The 15,749-nt window shown below is 72.4% G+C and carries 15 protein-coding genes; 9 read left to right on the top strand and 6 right to left on the bottom strand.

Annotation, left to right across the window (positions count from 1 at the left end; translation table 11 throughout):
- The first annotated feature begins 46 nt into the window (after nucleotides 1–46).
- Nucleotides 47–556, top strand: a complete 510-nt coding sequence (locus tag ACSLTV_RS15280; protein WP_432136500.1) for a hypothetical protein — start codon at nucleotides 47–49, stop codon at nucleotides 554–556.
- A gap of 21 nt (nucleotides 557–577) precedes the next feature.
- Nucleotides 578–1,084, top strand: a complete 507-nt coding sequence (locus ACSLTV_RS15275) for an HAD domain-containing protein (protein WP_432136501.1) — start codon at nucleotides 578–580, stop codon at nucleotides 1,082–1,084.
- 36 nt (nucleotides 1,085–1,120) lie between these two features.
- On the opposite strand, the gene ACSLTV_RS15270 is transcribed toward ACSLTV_RS15275, so the two are convergent.
- Nucleotides 1,121–2,566 carry a glyceraldehyde-3-phosphate dehydrogenase gene (locus ACSLTV_RS15270; protein WP_432136502.1) on the bottom strand — a complete coding sequence of 482 codons (1,446 nt, stop codon included), beginning with the start codon at nucleotides 2,564–2,566 and terminating at the stop codon, nucleotides 1,121–1,123.
- 154 nt (nucleotides 2,567–2,720) lie between these two features.
- Here ACSLTV_RS15270 and ACSLTV_RS15265 point away from each other — a divergent pair, with 154 nt between their 5' ends.
- From ACSLTV_RS15265 to ACSLTV_RS15255, 3 genes are all read left to right on the top strand, one after another.
- Nucleotides 2,721–3,548 (top strand): PP2C family protein-serine/threonine phosphatase, encoded by an 828-nt coding sequence (locus ACSLTV_RS15265; RefSeq protein ID WP_432136503.1) that lies wholly within the window; start codon nucleotides 2,721–2,723, stop codon nucleotides 3,546–3,548.
- 202 nt (nucleotides 3,549–3,750) lie between these two features.
- Entirely contained in the window at nucleotides 3,751–4,791 is a 1,041-nt protein-coding gene (locus ACSLTV_RS15260; protein WP_432136504.1) for an MASE1 domain-containing protein, read from the top strand.
- Between the two features lie 196 nt (nucleotides 4,792–4,987).
- Nucleotides 4,988–6,463, top strand: coding sequence for an MFS transporter (locus tag ACSLTV_RS15255; RefSeq protein ID WP_432136539.1), 1,476 nt, complete (start codon nucleotides 4,988–4,990; stop codon nucleotides 6,461–6,463).
- Here the strand turns inward: ACSLTV_RS15255 and ACSLTV_RS15250 are convergent.
- Together ACSLTV_RS15250 and ACSLTV_RS15245 are read right to left on the bottom strand one after the other, a co-directional pair.
- Nucleotides 6,438–7,103, bottom strand: a complete 666-nt coding sequence (locus ACSLTV_RS15250; protein WP_435612309.1) for a hypothetical protein — start codon at nucleotides 7,101–7,103, stop codon at nucleotides 6,438–6,440. The genes ACSLTV_RS15255 and ACSLTV_RS15250 overlap by 26 nt on opposite strands.
- The gene (locus ACSLTV_RS15245) at nucleotides 7,100–8,767 is read right to left on the bottom strand and encodes a serine/threonine-protein kinase (RefSeq protein ID WP_435612308.1); all 1,668 of its coding nucleotides are present in this window, start codon (nucleotides 8,765–8,767) and stop codon (nucleotides 7,100–7,102) included. Before ACSLTV_RS15245 ends, ACSLTV_RS15250 begins: the two co-directional genes overlap by 4 nt.
- Before the next feature lie 235 nt (nucleotides 8,768–9,002).
- On the opposite strand from ACSLTV_RS15245, the gene ACSLTV_RS15240 reads away from it, so the two are divergent.
- The gene (locus tag ACSLTV_RS15240) at nucleotides 9,003–11,066 is read left to right on the top strand and encodes a galactose-binding domain-containing protein (protein WP_432136507.1); all 2,064 of its coding nucleotides are present in this window, start codon (nucleotides 9,003–9,005) and stop codon (nucleotides 11,064–11,066) included.
- A gap of 72 nt (nucleotides 11,067–11,138) precedes the next feature.
- Here the strand turns inward: ACSLTV_RS15240 and ACSLTV_RS15235 are convergent, their stop codons facing one another.
- Complete coding sequence (locus ACSLTV_RS15235) at nucleotides 11,139–12,029, bottom strand: trypsin-like serine protease (RefSeq protein ID WP_432136508.1); 891 nt, start codon at nucleotides 12,027–12,029, stop codon at nucleotides 11,139–11,141.
- 180 nt (nucleotides 12,030–12,209) lie between these two features.
- Between ACSLTV_RS15235 and ACSLTV_RS15230 the strand changes: the two genes are divergently transcribed.
- From ACSLTV_RS15230 to ACSLTV_RS15220, 3 genes are read left to right on the top strand one after another with little or no spacing between them, the layout of a single operon-like run.
- Nucleotides 12,210–12,914, top strand: a complete 705-nt coding sequence (locus ACSLTV_RS15230; RefSeq protein ID WP_432136509.1) for a nucleotidyltransferase family protein — start codon at nucleotides 12,210–12,212, stop codon at nucleotides 12,912–12,914.
- Nucleotides 12,911–13,198, top strand: a complete 288-nt coding sequence (locus ACSLTV_RS15225) for a BON domain-containing protein (RefSeq protein WP_432136510.1) — start codon at nucleotides 12,911–12,913, stop codon at nucleotides 13,196–13,198. The genes ACSLTV_RS15230 and ACSLTV_RS15225 overlap by 4 nt, the downstream gene beginning before the upstream one ends.
- Entirely contained in the window at nucleotides 13,195–13,974 is a 780-nt protein-coding gene (locus ACSLTV_RS15220) for a metallophosphoesterase family protein (RefSeq protein WP_432136511.1), read from the top strand. Before ACSLTV_RS15225 ends, ACSLTV_RS15220 begins: the two co-directional genes overlap by 4 nt.
- Nucleotides 13,975–13,993: 19 nt before the next feature.
- Here the strand turns inward: ACSLTV_RS15220 and ACSLTV_RS15215 are convergent, their stop codons facing one another.
- The gene (locus ACSLTV_RS15215) at nucleotides 13,994–14,509 is read right to left on the bottom strand and encodes a molybdenum cofactor biosysynthesis protein (protein WP_432136512.1); all 516 of its coding nucleotides are present in this window, start codon (nucleotides 14,507–14,509) and stop codon (nucleotides 13,994–13,996) included.
- Between the two features lie 9 nt (nucleotides 14,510–14,518).
- Complete coding sequence (locus tag ACSLTV_RS15210) at nucleotides 14,519–15,691, bottom strand: YihY/virulence factor BrkB family protein (RefSeq protein WP_435612307.1); 1,173 nt, start codon at nucleotides 15,689–15,691, stop codon at nucleotides 14,519–14,521.
- Nucleotides 15,692–15,749: the final 58 nt, after the last annotated feature.

Here is a 15,749-nt window from a genome sequence, read left to right as displayed (position 1 = left end):
TCGCCAAGATCGGTTGATCGCCCGCCCGACGGAAGGTGTCCATCCCGTGGCGTTCCTGCTCGCCCTGCCGGCCCTGCTCGGGCTCGTCGTCATCGCCGTCGCACTGGTGGTGAAACTGGCCTCCGCGGCCCTGCCCGGCCGACGCCCCGACTGGGCGGTGGACCTGCTGCGTTGGGTGGCCGGTCTGGGGGTGGCCGCCGGGGTGTGCCTGTACCTCGTGGGGGTCGGCGCCGTCTCGCTGGTCGACCACGAGAGCAAGTCCGGCGCCGACTCCTCACCGTCCCAGGAGTGCCGCGACGTACCTTCCGAAACCAGGAAGCATCTCGTGGGCTCCCGTCCGTCGTATCTCCCCCTGGCCTTCGACTGCGTCCTCGACGACGGCAGTACCTATCCCAGCGACGGCAGTTACACCTGGTTCAACCGCCTCTCCGCCGGCTGCCTGGTCGGCGGCGCCGCCTCGCTGGTGGCCGGCGGCTTCGTGACGGAACGCCGGGAGCGACGTCGCGCCCGGGCGGCCGCCGAGCCGACCGCCGAGAAGCATCCGTCGACGGGCTGACGAACCCGGTAGCGTACGACCATGACAGGTGACCCCCTGCTCTTCCTCGACGTGGACGGAACGCTTCTGCCGTTCGGCGGGTCCCCGGGCCCGGTGTCCCGCGCGGAGCGGCACCTCCGGCAGCCCACGTCGAACCCGCTGCTGGCGCGCCTGGACCCCGCCCACGGCCCACGCCTGCTCGCCCTGCCCTGCGAACTGGTGTGGGCAACGGCGTGGATGGCGGACGCCAACGAGGTGATCGGCCCGCTGCTCGGGCTGCCGGACCTCCCCGTGGTGGCCCTGCCCGAGGAGCCGGAGGCGGCTGAGGCGGGCGGGGCGCACTGGAAGACGCGAACGGTGGTCGATGCGGCGCGGGGGCGGCCGTTCGTCTGGATCGACGACGAGGTCACCGACCGCGACCGGGAGTGGGTCGCCGCTCACCATCGGGGGCCGGCGCTGCTGCACCGCGTCGACGCGACGGCCGGTCTGACCGAGGCGGACTTCGCCGCGGTGGAAGGATGGCTGCGCGAACGGTCCCCGGTGGGGTGAGCCCACCGGGGACCGTTCCGGGTCGGTGGCCCGGGGTCAGACCGCCGGGGCCGGGAAGGTCGGGTACTCCACGCCGGAGACGTGCTGGACGACCCGGATGACCTGGCAGGAGTAGCCGAACTCGTTGTCGTACCAGAGGTAGAGGATCGCGTTGTCGCCGTCCACCTTCAGCGCGCCGGCGTCGACGATCGAGGCGTGGCGCGAGCCGATGAAGTCGCTGGAGACCGCGTCGGGGGCACTGATGAAGTCGATCTGACGGCGCAGCGGAGAGGTGAGCGACACCTCGCGGAGGTAGTCGAGGACCTCCTCGCGGGTCGCCTCGCGGGCGAGCTGCAGGTTCAGAATGGCGATCGACACGTCCGGCACCGGGACGCGGATGGAGCTTCCGGAGATCTTCGCCTTGAGATCGGGCAGCGCCTTGGCGACGGCGGAGGCCGCCCCGGTCTCGGTGATGACCATGTTCAGCGGCGCGGACCGGCCGCGGCGCTCGGACTTGTGGTAGTTGTCCAGCAGGTTCTGGTCGTTGGTGAACGAGTGGACGGTCTCCACGTGCCCGCGCAGCACACCGTACTCGTCGTCCATCGCCTTCAGCGGCGGAACGATCGCGTTGGTGGTGCAGGACGCGCAGGACAGCACCCGCTCGTCCGGCTTGACGGTGTCGTGGTTGACGCCGTGCACGATGTTGGGGACGTCGCCCTTGCCGGGCGCGGTCAGCACCACCTTGTCGACGCCCGGGCGCAGGTGCTTGGACAGGCCCTCGCGGTCCCGCCACTTGCCGGTGTTGTCGATGAGGATGGCATCCCTGATGCCGTACGCGGTGTAGTCGACCTCGGACGGGTCGTTCGCGTAGATCACCCGGATCGCGTTGCCGTTGGCGACGATCGTGCTGTTCGCCTCGTCGACGGTGATGGTGCCCTGGAACTGGCCGTGGATGGAGTCCCGGCGCAGCAGCGAGGCCCGCTTGACGATGTCCTGCTCGCCGCCGCCGCGCACGACGATCGCCCGCAGCCGCAGGCCGTTGCCGGAACCGGCCTTCTCGATCAGCAGCCGCGCCACCAGGCGGCCGATGCGGCCGAAGCCGTACAGGACGACGTCGCGGCCACCAGCGCGCTCGATCTTGTTCGCGCCCGTCGCGCCCGCCACGGCTCGCGCGGTGAACTCCGCGACCGACAGGCCCTGGTCGTCGCTCTTGTAGGTCGCGGCGAGCATGCCGAGGTCGATCTGGGACGGCCCGAGGTCGAGCGTGGTGAGCGCCTGGAGGAAGGGCATCGTCTCCGTGACCGACAGCTCCTGGCCGGCGATCTGGCGGGCGAAGCGATGGGTCTTGAGGATGCTGACCACCGACTTGTTCACCAGGGAGCGGCTGTGCAGCAGGATCGTCACGTCCCGCTCGCGGTGCAGCTTCCCGATGATCGGGATCATCGACTCCGCGGTTTCCTCGCGGTTCTTCCAGTTGGTGAACGAGTCGTCGTTGACAGTCACGGATCCATCTTTCGAGCTAGAGGGCGCTCATATGTAACCACATCATCGTTTTGGCCAAGCAGGGGGAGGTGGTCGGCGTCTCGCTATGATCAGGTCTACGTAATATCGAGTGATATGCCCATAATGGGGCGACCGCCCTCGCCGGAGTTGACCGATGCCCCGCAAGCGCCCCATGGACGACGGTGACGAGCTGCTGACCAGGCTCGGCTCGCTGACCGCCCAGGCACGTGAGCGCGCGGAGCAGCAGCGCACCCAGGTCGAACTCGCCATCGCGCTGCAGCGCGGCATGCTGCCCAGAGATCTGCCGACGGCTCCGCGCCTGCACCTGGCCGTGCGCTACGCGCCCGCCTTCCACGGGCTCAACGTCGGAGGCGACTGGTACGACGCGTTCGAGCTGCCCGACGGTGGCATCGGGCTGTCCATCGGGGACGTCCAGGGGCACAACATCGAGGCGGCCGCGTTCATGGGGCAGGTCAGGGTCGGTCTGCGCGCGCTGGCCTCCGTCACGAGCGAGCCCGGGGAGCTTCTCGCCCTCACCAACGACCTGCTGCTGTCACTGGGCAGCGACCTCTTCGCCACCTGCACCTTCATGCGGCTCGACCCGGCCACCGGGCTGCTGGAGAGCGCGCGGGCGGGCCACATACCCTGCGTCTGGGCCACCGCCGACGGCAAGTCCGGCGTCGCCGACGACGCGGGCGGCCCGCCGCTCGGTGTGCAGGCGGGCATGGAGTACCCGGTGACCCGCTACCGGCTCACCACCGGCGGTGTCTTCGTCCTCCTCACGGACGGTGTCGTCGAGGGCCCGTCGATGCCCCTGGAGGAGGGCCTCGACCAGGTGGTGCGCCTCGCCGGCATCGCCGCCGTGGCCGGTCTGGAAGCCTCCTCGCTGGCCGCCGCCGTCATCAAGGGCGCCGAGCGCGTGGGACACGAGGACGACGCGGCGGTCCTGGTCATCGGCCATGATGGCCGTGAGGGCCACTAGCGACCTATGGCCCGCCCCCTGCCGTCGGCCGTCCCTTCCCCTTCCCCGCCCCCGCCCGACCCGAACCGCCCGCCCCGCCCTCCTCCCGTCCGACCCGAACCGCCCGCCCGGCCCGCTGCAGCGCCGACCGGGCCGCACCCGTTCAGCCATAGGGCGGGACTCCGGGTCCCTCGCCTCGCCGCCGGGCCGCGGGCGGTGTGTGATGGCAGGTGTGGTGGCTTCCCGGGATCTGCATCGACCGGCCGTCCTGGTCCTCGACACACTGGCCGTGGCCGGCTGCTACTACGCGGCCGGCCGGCTGGGGCTCACGCGGCAGCTGGTGGTCGAGGGAGCCGTGTTCACCCCGATCTGGCCGCCCACGGGCGTCGCGGTCGCCGCTCTGCTGCTCCTCGGACTGCGCTGCTGGGCCGGTATCGCCCTCGGCGTGCTGCTGGTCATCCTGTCGATCACCACGGACCTCACCCCGGCCGTCATCGGCACTCTGTTCGGCAACACCGCCGCCCCGGTCTGCGCCTACCTGCTGCTGCGCCGTGCCGGCTTCCGCACCGACCTCAGCCGACTGCAGGACGGCCTCGCCCTGGTCTTCCTCGGCGCGTTCACCGCGATGCTGATCAGTTCGATCACCGGCGCCGGACTGCTCGTCCTGACCGGCAAGATCGCCGCGCACTCGTTCTGGCCGGTCTGGCTGGCCTGGTGGGTCGGCGACGCCATGGGTGTCCTGATCGTCACCCCGCTGCTGCTCCTGCTCACCCGCGCCCGCTGGCCCCCGCACCCGTCCCACTGGCGCTGGCCGGAGGCGCTGGCCCTGGCCGTCAGTACCGCGGTTCTCGTGCCGGTGGGCACCCACTACGACGTCAGCGTGCTGTTCCTGGTCTATCCGCTGTTGATCTGGGCGGCGCTGCGCTTCCAGCTGACCGGCACCATGCTGTGCGCCCTGTTCGCCTCGGTGATGGCGACGATCGCTGCGACCGACCGCACCGGTCCGTTCGACGGCCTGACCCGCATCGAGGTGATGATCAAACTCCAGGCGTTCAACGGCGCGATGGCTCTCACCGCGCTGCTGCTGTCGGCGGTCATCACCGAGCAGCGCAACACCAGACGCTCGGTCGAGAACGCCTGCCAGGAACTCGTCGAGGTCCTGGAACACCTCACGGCGGGCGACCCCCCGCCGGCCGTCCGGCCTCCGCAGTCGCGAACGCCGACGGACACCGGCCCCCGCCCCGGCGAGCCGCCCCCGCGCTGACCCCCTGTGCAGCTCCGAGTGGTGGGGTCCCCGGACCGGACGTACCGTCGAACGGTGGACCGGCGGCGCACGCAGCCGACCCCGACCCGTCCCGGGGCCCGCCCCGGGAGTGGGATCCGCCATGAGCAGCAGCCAGCGACCCACCTCCGCGACCGCCACCTCCGCCCCGCAGACGGGCCGGGACGGCGGCAGCGTGATGGCCCTGCTGGTCATCGCCTCCTGCCAGCTGATGGTGGTCCTCGACATCACGATCGTGAACATCGCGCTGCCGCACATCCAGCGCTCCCTGGACTTCTCCACCACCAGCCTGTCGTGGGTGGTCAACGCCTACACCCTCACCTTCGGCGGCCTGCTGCTCCTCGGCGGCCGGGCCGGCGACATCCTGGGCCGGCGGCGCGTCTTCATCGCCGGTGTGCTGCTGTTCGTGCTCGCCTCCCTGCTGGGCGGCCTGGCCCAGAACGCCGGGCAGCTCCTCGCCGCCCGTGCTCTGCAGGGCGTGGGCGGCGCCATCGCCTCCCCGACCGCGCTCTCGCTGGTCAGTACGACGTTCCGGGAGGGCCCGGAGCGCAATCGCGCGTTCGGGGTGTTCGCGGGGGTCTCGGCGGGCGGTGGCGCGATCGGTCTGCTCGCCGGCGGTGTGCTGGTGGAGTGGCTCAACTGGCGCTGGGTGCTCTTCGTCAACGTCCCGATCGGCCTGCTCATCGCCTTGGCCGCCCCGCGCTTCATCCGCGAGTCCGAACGCCATCCGGGCCGCTTCGACGTGACCGGCGCGCTCACCTCCACGGCCGGCATGGTGTTGCTGGTCTACGGCTTCATCCGGGCCGCGCAGGACGGCTGGGGCGATCCGCTGACGCTCGCCGCGTTCGCCGGCGCGATCATCGTGCTGGCCGCGTTCGTCCTGATCGAGCGGCGCTCGCGGCAGCCCATCACACCCCTGCACATGTTCGCCGACCGCAACCGCGCGGGCACCTACGCGATCATGCTGTGCCTGGCCGCCGCGATGTTCGGCATGTTCTTCTTCCTGACGCTGTTCGTGCAGGGAGTCCTCGACTTCAGCCCGTTGCAGGCCGGCTTCGCGTTCCTCCCCGTGAGCGCAGTGATCGCCGTGGCCGCAGCGCTGACCTCGCGGTTCCTGCCGGAGTACGGTCCCAAACCGTTCATGGTGGTCGGGGCGGCGCTGGCCGCCACCGGTCTGGCCTGGCTCACTCTGACGGACGTGGACTCCACCTACGCCGGCAGCATCCTCGGCCCGATGCTGGTGTTCAGCTTCGGGATGGGCATGGAGTTCGTGTCCCTGACGCTGATGGCGCTGTCGAACGTGGCCGTCCAGGAGTCCGGAGCCGCCTCGGGCCTGCTCAACGCCACCCAGCAGGTCGGGGGTTCGCTCGGCCTGTCGATCCTGGTCACCGTCTTCGGCACGGCCAGCGACACCGAGGCCGAACAGCAGATCCCGGACTTCCTCGCCCACGCGAGCCCCGCCCAGCGGCTGCGCTTCGAACGCACCGGTGACCTCCCCGAGCCGTGGTCCGACGAGATCCTCGCGGCCGGTGTGTCCAGCGCCTTCGTCACCGCGGCGATCCTGGCGGCGCTGGCCGCCCTGATCGCCCTCGTGGTGATCCAGGTGCGCGCCTCGGACCTGGAGCGGCTCAAGGGCGGGCTGGGTCCGGGCTGAGCGGACAGTCGTAGAAGAAGGGGACGTCCGCCGTGCCGCTGCCGGGGGAGAGGATCCGCAGTCGCGCCACGGCCGAGTAGCGTCCCTCGCCCTCGAAGGACCACAGCAGCCGCAGGCGCGTGGAGCGCTGACCGTTCTCGACGTCCGTGCGCAGGACGCCCGACGACGTGCCGTCGTTGCGCACCCATCGGTAGGTGAGGGTGCCGCTCCGGCCGTTGGTGTGCACCACCGCGGCGACGACGGCGGTCTCACCGCACCCGACGGTCCCGCGTTCGGCCGTGACGGTGACCTCGCGCACGGACAGCGGCGCCACGGGGCCCTGCCGCCACAGTACGAACAGGACCGCGGCGATCAGTACCAGGGCCGGCAGGGCGTGCCGGCGCGGTCCGCGGCGGGGGCGCTCCGGTGGTCGCGGCGCCGCGACGCCGGCGGGGAGGCCGTGGGTGAGCGCGGCGGTGACGCCGGGGCCGAAGCGCAGGACGGTCGGCGCGGCCGGTGACAGGGGGGTGGTGTCCACCAGGGTGGCACCCGGCTCGTCCGGTCCCGGCCGCTGGATCCACTGGCTGCCCAGCACGGTGGCGCTGTACTGGTCGTCGTCCTCCCCCGCGGACGCAGGCCGGCGGTCGTGAGGTGCGTTCATGTCAGCACGCACCTTCGGGTCAGCAGCTGCTGCGAGGCACCGCCACCGGCCGCGGCGGGGCTGGTCGTGGCCCGCACGGTCCAGTAGCAGCCGAGCGTCGTGAAGGTGTGCTCGACGGTGATCGTGTACTGCTCGGCGCCGCTGCGCCGGTACGTCGTCGCCGCGCCGTCCGCGGCTCCCGGCCGACCCTCCGTGTTCCCCGAGAACCAGCCCACGGTGAGGGCGACCGGACCGGTGCCGTCCGTGACGAAGGTGATCGTCGCGGTGGCGGTGTCGGTCCCGGTCTGCCGGAAGCCGGACACCGTGACGTCCTTCACGGAGGGCGGTGAGGACGGCGGTGACGGGGCCGGGGACGTGCTCGTGCCGTCGGTCGCCGTGCTCGTGGCGGTGGCCGTGGGCGTCGACGAGGAGGAGGTGGTCGGGGTGGCCTCGGGGGTGGTGGCGTCGGAGGTGTCCGTCGGCGTGGCCGTGGCGGAGGCCGACGTGGAGGTGGGACCCGCGGAGGGCGTGGCGGTCGGCGACGCCGGGGCGGCCGTCCCGCTCGTGTCCGGCGACGGCTCCGCCGACCCGGGCGTGGCCCGGGTGGTGGCCAGGTCCTGGGCCTGCGCCGCTTCTCCGGGGTTCGCCCCGCCGCCCCCGTTCATGCCCTGCGCCAGCAGGACCGCCAGGAGCACGGCCACGGCCGCCACGGTCAGTCCCGGGCCCGTGGGCAGCCAGGCGCGCCAGCCGTCCCGGCCGGAGGCGCGGGTGAGCACGGTGCGGGCGTGGTCGGCGGGCGGACCGGGCGGTGTGCCGTCGCCGAGCGGCTGCGGCACCAGCAGCAGGGCCACCAGCGCGGCCAGCCGGCGCCGGCCTCGCTTCTCCCAGCCGGCGCCGTAGCGGGCCACGGCGATCGACTCCAGGTCCGCCACGAACGCGGCGGCGTCCTGCGGGCGTTCGGCCGCCGACTTGGCCATCCCGCGCACGACCAGCGGCCGTACCGCCTCGGGCAGGTCCGCCACCGGTACCGGCCGCTCCACGTGCTGCAGCGCCAGCTCGGCCAGGTTCTCCCCGCTGTACGGCTTGCGGCCGGTGAGGCACTCGTAGAACGTGGCGGTGGCGGCGTACACGTCCCCGGCGGGCGAGGCCGGCGCGCCGGACCACTGCTCCGGCGCCATGTAGGACGGGGTGCCCGCCACGCCCGCGCTGATCCCGGCGTCCACCGCGATGCCGAAGTCGACCAGCTTGGACAGGCCCTCCGGGGTGACCAGCACGTTCTCCGGCTTGTAGTCGCGGTGCACCACGCCGACCCGGTGCGCGTCGGCCAGACCGAGCAGCGAGCCCTTGAGCACGGTCAGCGCGGCCTCCGGGGTCAGGGGTCCCTGCCCGGTCAGCAGCATCCGCAGCGAGAGCCCGTCCACCAGTTCCATCACGATGGCGGCGCCCCGGTCCGCCTCCACGTACTCGTAGAAGCCGGCCACGTACGGGCTGGTGAGTCCGCCGAGCAGCTCGGCCTCGGCGCGGAAGCCGTGCAGGAAGTCCGGGCGGGTGCGCAGCTCGTCGCCCAGATACTTCACGGCGACCGGCACACCGGTCTCCTCGTGCACGGCGAGCACCACCCGCCCGCTCGCCCCGGAACCCAGCTCCGCCGACTCGGCGTACCCCGGTACCGTCCATCCGCTCATCGCCGACTCCCTGCCGTCTGGCCCACGCGGACGTAGACACGTTTTCGGCCACGCCGGTTGCGGTGATGCGGCAATCGGGGCCATCGGGCGGCTACTCGTCGGTACACCGCTCTTGACGGCGCATGCCGGGGCCGGGATCCTCGTCGCGTCATCTTGCGCAGGTCATGACAATCGCACGGGTTCCCGCAGGACCCGCCGTCGACCGCGCCATCCCGCCTACCGAGGGACGTGGGCAGTGAACCAGGCCGGACGCCCGTACCGCCGACGCAGACACGTCACCATCACGTCGCTGCTCCTGCTCGTCCTGGCCATGGTGCTCGGCCCCGCGCCGAGCTCCGCGGCCGGAACCGACTGGTGGACCCCCACCGCCCGGCCCGCTCCCGACAGCGGGATCGACGTCACGGGGGAGCCGTTCACCGGCACCGACGCCACCGGAGACGTCCGCGGCTTCGTCGACGCCCACAACCACCTGATGTCCAACGAGGCCTTCGGCGGCCGCCTCATCTGCGGCAGGCCGTTCTCCACCGCCGGAGTCGCCGACGCCCTCAAGGACTGCCCCGAGCACTACCCCGACGGCACCCTCGCCGTCTTCGACTACATCACCCACGGCGGCGACGGCCGCCACGACCCGACCGGCTGGCCCACCTTCAAGGACTGGCCCGCGTACGACTCGATGACCCACCAGGCCGACTACTACGCCTGGATCGAGCGCGCCTGGCGCGGCGGCCAGCGGGTCCTCGTCAACGACCTCGTCACCAACGGCATGATCTGCTCGGTCTACTTCTTCAAGGACCGCGGCTGCGACGAGATGACCTCCATCCGCCTGCAGGCGAAGCTGACCTACGACATGCAGGACTTCATCGACACGATGTACGGCGGCCCCGGCAAGGGCTGGTTCCGCATCGTCACCGACAGCGCCCAGGCACGCCAGGTCATCGAGCAGGGCAAACTGGCGGTCGTCCTCGGCGTGGAGACCTCCGAACCGTTCGGCTGCAAGCAGATCCTGGACATCGCCCAGTGCAGCAGGGCCGACATCGACAAGGGACTGGACGAGCTCTACGCCCTGGGCGTGCGCAGCATGTTCCTGTGCCACAAGTTCGACAACGCCCTGTGCGGGGTGCGCTTCGACTCGGGCGGCCTCGGAACGGCCATCAACGTCGGGCAGTTCCTGTCCACCGGCACCTTCTGGCAGACCGAGAAGTGCACCGGCCCGCAGAAGGACAACCCGATCGGCCTGACCGCGGCCACCCAGGCCGAACAGGCCCTGCCCGCCGGCGTCGAGGTGCCCGCGTACGACGACGGCGCCCGGTGCAACGTGCGCGGCCTCACCGGACTCGGCGAGTACGCCCTGCGCGGCATGATGAAACGCAAGATGATGGTCGAGATCGACCACATGAGCGTCAAGGCCACCGGCCGGGTCCTCGACATCCTGGAGGCCGAGTCCTACCCGGGCGTCATCTCCTCGCACAGTTGGATGGACCTCGACTGGACCGAGCGGATCTACCGCCTCGGCGGCTTCGTCGCCCAGTACATGCACGGCTCCGAGGGCTTCGCCGCGGAGGCGAGGCGCACCGAGGCACTGCGCGACAAGTACGGCGTGGGCTACGGCTACGGGACCGACTTCAACGGCATCGGCGACCATCCCGCCCCGCGCGGCGCCGACACCACGAACCCGGTGACCTACCCCTTCCGCAGTGCCGACGGCGGCTCCGTCGTCGACCGGCTCACCACCGGGCAGCGCACCTGGGACATCAACACCGACGGTGCCGCCCACGCCGGCCTGATCCCCGACTGGATCGAGGACATCCGGCTCGTCGGCGGGCAGGGCGTGGTGGACGACCTGCTGCGCGGCGCCGAGTCCTACCTCGACACCTGGGGCGGCACGGAGCACCACCAGGCCGCCGCGAACCTCGCCCGGGGCGCTGCGGCGACCGCCAGCTCGGCGGAGTGGAACCCGTTCACCAGCTACGCCCCCGGGCGGGCCGTCGACGGCGACCGGGGCACCCGGTGGGCCAGCGGCTGGAGCGACGACCAGTGGCTGCGCGTCGACCTCGGCGCCACCCACCGCGTCGGCAGCGTCACCCTCGACTGGGAACGGGCGTACGGCAGGTCGTACCGCATCGACGTGTCCACCGACGGCACCACCTGGCGCACCGTCTGGTCCACCACCACCGGCGACGGCGGCCTCGACACCGCCCGCTTCCCCGGCACCACGGCCCGCTACATCCGAGTCCAGGGCCTGGCCCGCGGCACCGACTGGGGCTACTCGCTCCACGAGGTGAGCGTCCACAGCGACTGACCGCCGGTCACCACGCCCGCCCCGCCGACGCCCCCTCGGGGCCGTCGGCGGGGCGGGCGCGGTCCCGCTCGCCTACGGCAGCCGCACGAACGGTGCCAGGAACGCCCGGGCGCCCGGCGTGTCCAGTCGGTAGGCGACGTTGGTGGCGTAGCACGGCGTGTCACCGGTGACGGTCGTCGCCGCCAGCAGCCGCCGCCCGCCGATCACCGTGTAGTTGGGGCCGCCCGAATCCCCGTAGCAGGCACCGCCGTTGCCCTGCGGCGCGGTCATCGCCAGCCGCACCCAGGCGTCGTTCAGCGCGTCGAACGTCACCGGCGCCTTCATCCGCACCCCGCCGCCCGGGTGGGTCTGGCCGCCGGGGCCCCTCACCGCCTCCCGGGTGCCGTACCCGGCGACGGTCCAGTCCGTGGAGCGCAGCCCCCGCGACCCCAGGGCTCCCAGCTCGTCCGCGGCCGGCAGCGCGGCCGGGGTGAAGGACCAGCGGGCCGCCACCTTCCGCTCCGGCAGCTCGATCACCGAGATGTCGTGCGGGTCCGCTGCCGGGCCCGGGTACGCGGGATGGCTGTGGGCCGTGCCCTCGACGGCTACGGCCGCCGCCTGCGCGGCCGGGTCCCCCGGGTGATCCAGAGCCGCCGCGTCCAGCCCCGCCTGCACGTCCTGGTCGAGGGAGACGTAGAACCGGACGCCGTCCGGCCAGTCCGTGGTGCAGTGCGCCGCGGTCAGGAAGGTGTCGGTGTCGACCATGGTGCCGGAGCAGACCCAGTCGACCCGGTCCGGCGTCGCCGGGTCGTCGTCGTGATCCCAGGTCGCCACGAGAGCGCCGACCTCGGTGCGTTCGGGGGCGGGTGTGGCGTTGTAGGAGTTGATCGCGGAGGCGGGCAGCGCGGTGGCGAGCACGGCGGCGCAGACGGCAGCGGTGACGGCGGTGGCCGCGGTGGCGGCTCGGGCGCGTACGGCAGTCAAGAAGAACCCCTTCGGCAGGTGTGGGACGGGTGTTCTCCTGTGGGAGGTGAGCCGCATTGAATCCCCTCCCGGTGGTACGCCACAAGGGTGCCCGGTCCGGCGCACGGTGTGGCGGCGGCGCCACCGGGGTACCCGGGCCGGATGGCGGCCGACGGGGCCGCCACGGAGAGCGGAGGGCTCATGGCGCACAGCGGTGAGGGGACGTCGCTGCCCCGTGGCAGTACCACGCCGGACCTTCGCCTGGCGACAAAGACCCCCGACCCGCTGGCACCCCCTGGCGGGCCGCAGCTCCCGGCGCCCGCCCCCGACGCCCCGGCGGGAGACCGCACCCAGGCCATCCTGGAGGCCGCGAAGCAGGTCGGCAGCCTGCTCAAGCGCAACGGCCACCGGTTCGCCGTGGCCGGCAGCGTCGCCGTGTACGCGCACGGCGGCAACTCCAGCCTCCGTCACGACGCCGACTTCTGTGTCCTGCGCGAGGACGCCGACGCTGTCACCGCCACCCTGCGGGAGGCGGGCCTCGACGTGCGGGTGCCGCCGGAGGACTGGCTGCTGAAGGCGACCTGCTTCGGCCAGGAGATCGACTTCATCTTCGAGCTGGCCCACCATCCCGTCACCCCGGAGCTGCTGGACCGCGCGCACGACCTGCCCGTCGATTCGGTGCACATGCCCGTTCTCGCCCCGACCGACCTGGTGTGGAGCCTGCTGGCCGCGTTCTCCGAGCACCACTGCGACTTCGGCGCCGCGCTGCCCGTCGCCCGGGCGCTGCGGGAGAAGGTCGACTGGGCGGACGTACGGCGGCGCTGCGGGCGGGAGCCCATGCCGGCCGCTTTCCTCTTCCTGCTGGAGCGGCTGGACATCGTCGCCCCGCCGCAGGAGCCGTCATGACCGGCCACCACCCTCGGTACCCGGGGACCCAGCCGCCGCCGCGCGGCCTCGACTACCGTGTCGCCCGTCTCGGTGAGCGGCTGGCCGGCGGCCCGCTCGGCGAACTCGGCGTCCACGTCGACGTGCACGGCGACGTGGTCCTGCTGTCGGGCACGGTGCCCACGACCGAGTGCCGTGACGCCGTGCTGAACCTCGCCCGTGAGGAACTGGCGGGCATCGACGTCCACAGCGACGTCTGCGTGGCGGACGCCGGCGCCCCCGACCACGCGGAGGAACTGTCGTGATCCGAGTCGCGGCCGTCGGTGACATCCACATGGGCCCGGACAGCCAGGGGCTGCTCCGCCCCTCCTTCGACACCCTCGGCGAGTGCGCCGACCTGTTGCTGCTGGCCGGTGACCTGACCCGGCACGGCAGCGTGCCGGAGGCCGAGGTCGTGGCCCGCGAGATCAAGGACCTGCCGGTACCCGTCGTCGCGGTGCTCGGCAATCACGACCACCACGGTGGTCACCCCGACGAGGTCACCGCCCTGCTCGGCGAAGCGGGCGCCCAGGTGCTGGAGGGCCAGGCCACCGTGGTGACGTGCGCCGACGGCACCCGGGTCGGTGTGGCCGGCACCAAGGGTTTCGGCGGCGGCTTCGTCGGACGCTGCGCGGGCGAGTTCGGCGAGCCCGTCATGAAGGAGTTCGTGGCCTACTCGCGCCGCCGCGCCGACGGACTGCGCGAGGCCCTGGAGGAACTGCGGGAGCGGGACTGCGACGCGCGGATCGCGCTCACCCACTTCTCGCCGGTCGCCGACACGTTGGCCGGGGAACCCCTGGAGATCTATCCGTTCCTCGGCAGCTACCTGCTCGCGGAGGCGATCGACACCGCCGGCGCCGACCTCGCCGTGCACGGGCACGCCCACCGGGGGACCGAACACGGCATGACGAGCGGCGGGGTGCGGGTCCGCAACGTTGCCCAGCCGGTCATCGGCCGGGCCTTCCACGTCTACCGCCTCCACACCGACGCCACCGCCGACGGCACCGACGCCCCCGACGGCGGGCGTCCGAGGCGCCCCTGACCGCCCCGCACCGCGGTCCTCAGCCGCCCGCACCCCGCGCCGACGTGCCGACGACCTCGAAGAGGGCCGTGCCGACGCGGAGCACACCGCCCGACAACGGCCTGCACCGCACCCCGCCTCCGCCCCGCAGCGCACGCTGCGCTCCTGGCCCGATGGTGGCGTCCATCCACGCGCACGGCCGGGCCGGGCGGTTCACGGACAGCAGCACCGGACCGCCGCCGCAGTCCAGTGACACGGTGCGCCCCACGTACGCGTCGATGTCGACGCCCCGCAGCAGCACGTTGCGGCGGGTGTGCCGCAGGTCGACGCCCGGCGCGAGATCCGCCGGAAGACGCTCCGCCGCCATCAGGGTCACGGACGCGTCCGCGTGTGCCGGCCGTCCGAAGTAGCGGTCCCCGACCAACCCCAGCCCCTCGCGCACTTCCACCCGGTCCACCCGCTCGTCGTCCGGTCCCGCCGCCGGGCCGTCGGCGGGACGCCCCGCGAACCGGTGCGACGGCGAGACCAGCAGCTGCACGACCTCCACCTGTGTCATGCACCCACCCTAGGCGGGCGCGGTCGGCCAGGCCCCGTCGGTGCGGTCCATGCGCCGCCGGTCCTCGTCGTCCCACTTCGTGGTGTCCCGGGGCTCGGTGTACGGCTCCGCGTCGGGCGGGTAGCCCCCGGCGACGGCCCGCTGACGGGCGATCTCCGCGTCGAACTCCAGGCCCAGCAGGATGGCCAGGTTGCTGATCCACAGCCACACCAGGAAGACGATGACACCGGCCATCGTGCCGTACGTCTTGTTGTACGAGCCGAAGTTCGCGACGTAGAAGGCGAACCCGGCGGAGGCCACCATCCAGATCAGCAGCGCGAGCAGACTGCCCGGTGTGATCCACCGGAAGCCCTTGACCTTGGTGTTCGGCGTAGCCCAGTACAAGATCGCGATCATGACGGTGACCAGCAGCACGAGCACCGGCCACTTGGCGATCGACCAGACGGTGAGCGCGGTGTCGCCGATGCCGAGCGCCGTGCCGGCCTGACGGGCGATGCCGCCGGTGAAGACCACGATCAGTGCGCTGAGGACCGCCAGGACCATCAGTACGACGGTCACCGCGACGCGGACGGGCAGGACCTTCCACACCGGCCGTCCCTCGGGCATGTCGTACACCGCGTTGGCGGAACGGATGAAGGCCGCCACATAGCCGGACGCCGACCACACGGCCAGCACCAGGCCGACGATCGCCATCACGGAACCGACACCGGCGTTGCCCTGCAACTGCTGCACGGCCCGCGTCAGGATGTCCTGCGCCGCGCCGGGCGTGAGTTCCTTCAGGTTGTCCAGCACCTTGTCCGTCGTGGACCTGCCGGTCATGCCGAGCAGGGAGACCAGCACCAGCAGCGCCGGGAACAGCGAGAGCACGCTGTAGTACGTGAGCGCCGCCGCGCGGTCGGTCAGCTCGTCGTCCTTGAACTCCCGCAGCGAGCCCTTGACCGCCTTGCCCCAGGCCCCCTTGGGCAGCCTGGTCGGCGTGTCCGGCGCGGCCTCCTCGACGTCCTCGCCCGGGCCGTACCGATCGTCGGCGTCCCCGTGGCCGGTGCGTTCCTCGGCGTCCGCGGAAGGCGGAGCGCCCTCGTCCGTGGCAGCGGCACGCTCGGCTGCGGGCTCGTCCGCGGGACGTTCCCGGGCGCGTTCGTCCTCGTCGTGCCGGTGTCCGAGTCTGAGTAGCCTGGTCATGCGCCCCGGGTAACCCCTCGATGCCGTCTCAAGCAGACCGCCGCGGCGGCGGTCGCGC

The sequence above is a fragment of the Streptomyces sp. bgisy159 genome (genome assembly GCF_965341775.1).
Classification (GTDB): Bacteria; Actinomycetota; Actinomycetes; order Streptomycetales; family Streptomycetaceae; genus Streptomyces.
Note: the sequence above shows the minus strand (reverse complement) of the source record. Positions and strands in the feature narration are given on the sequence as shown.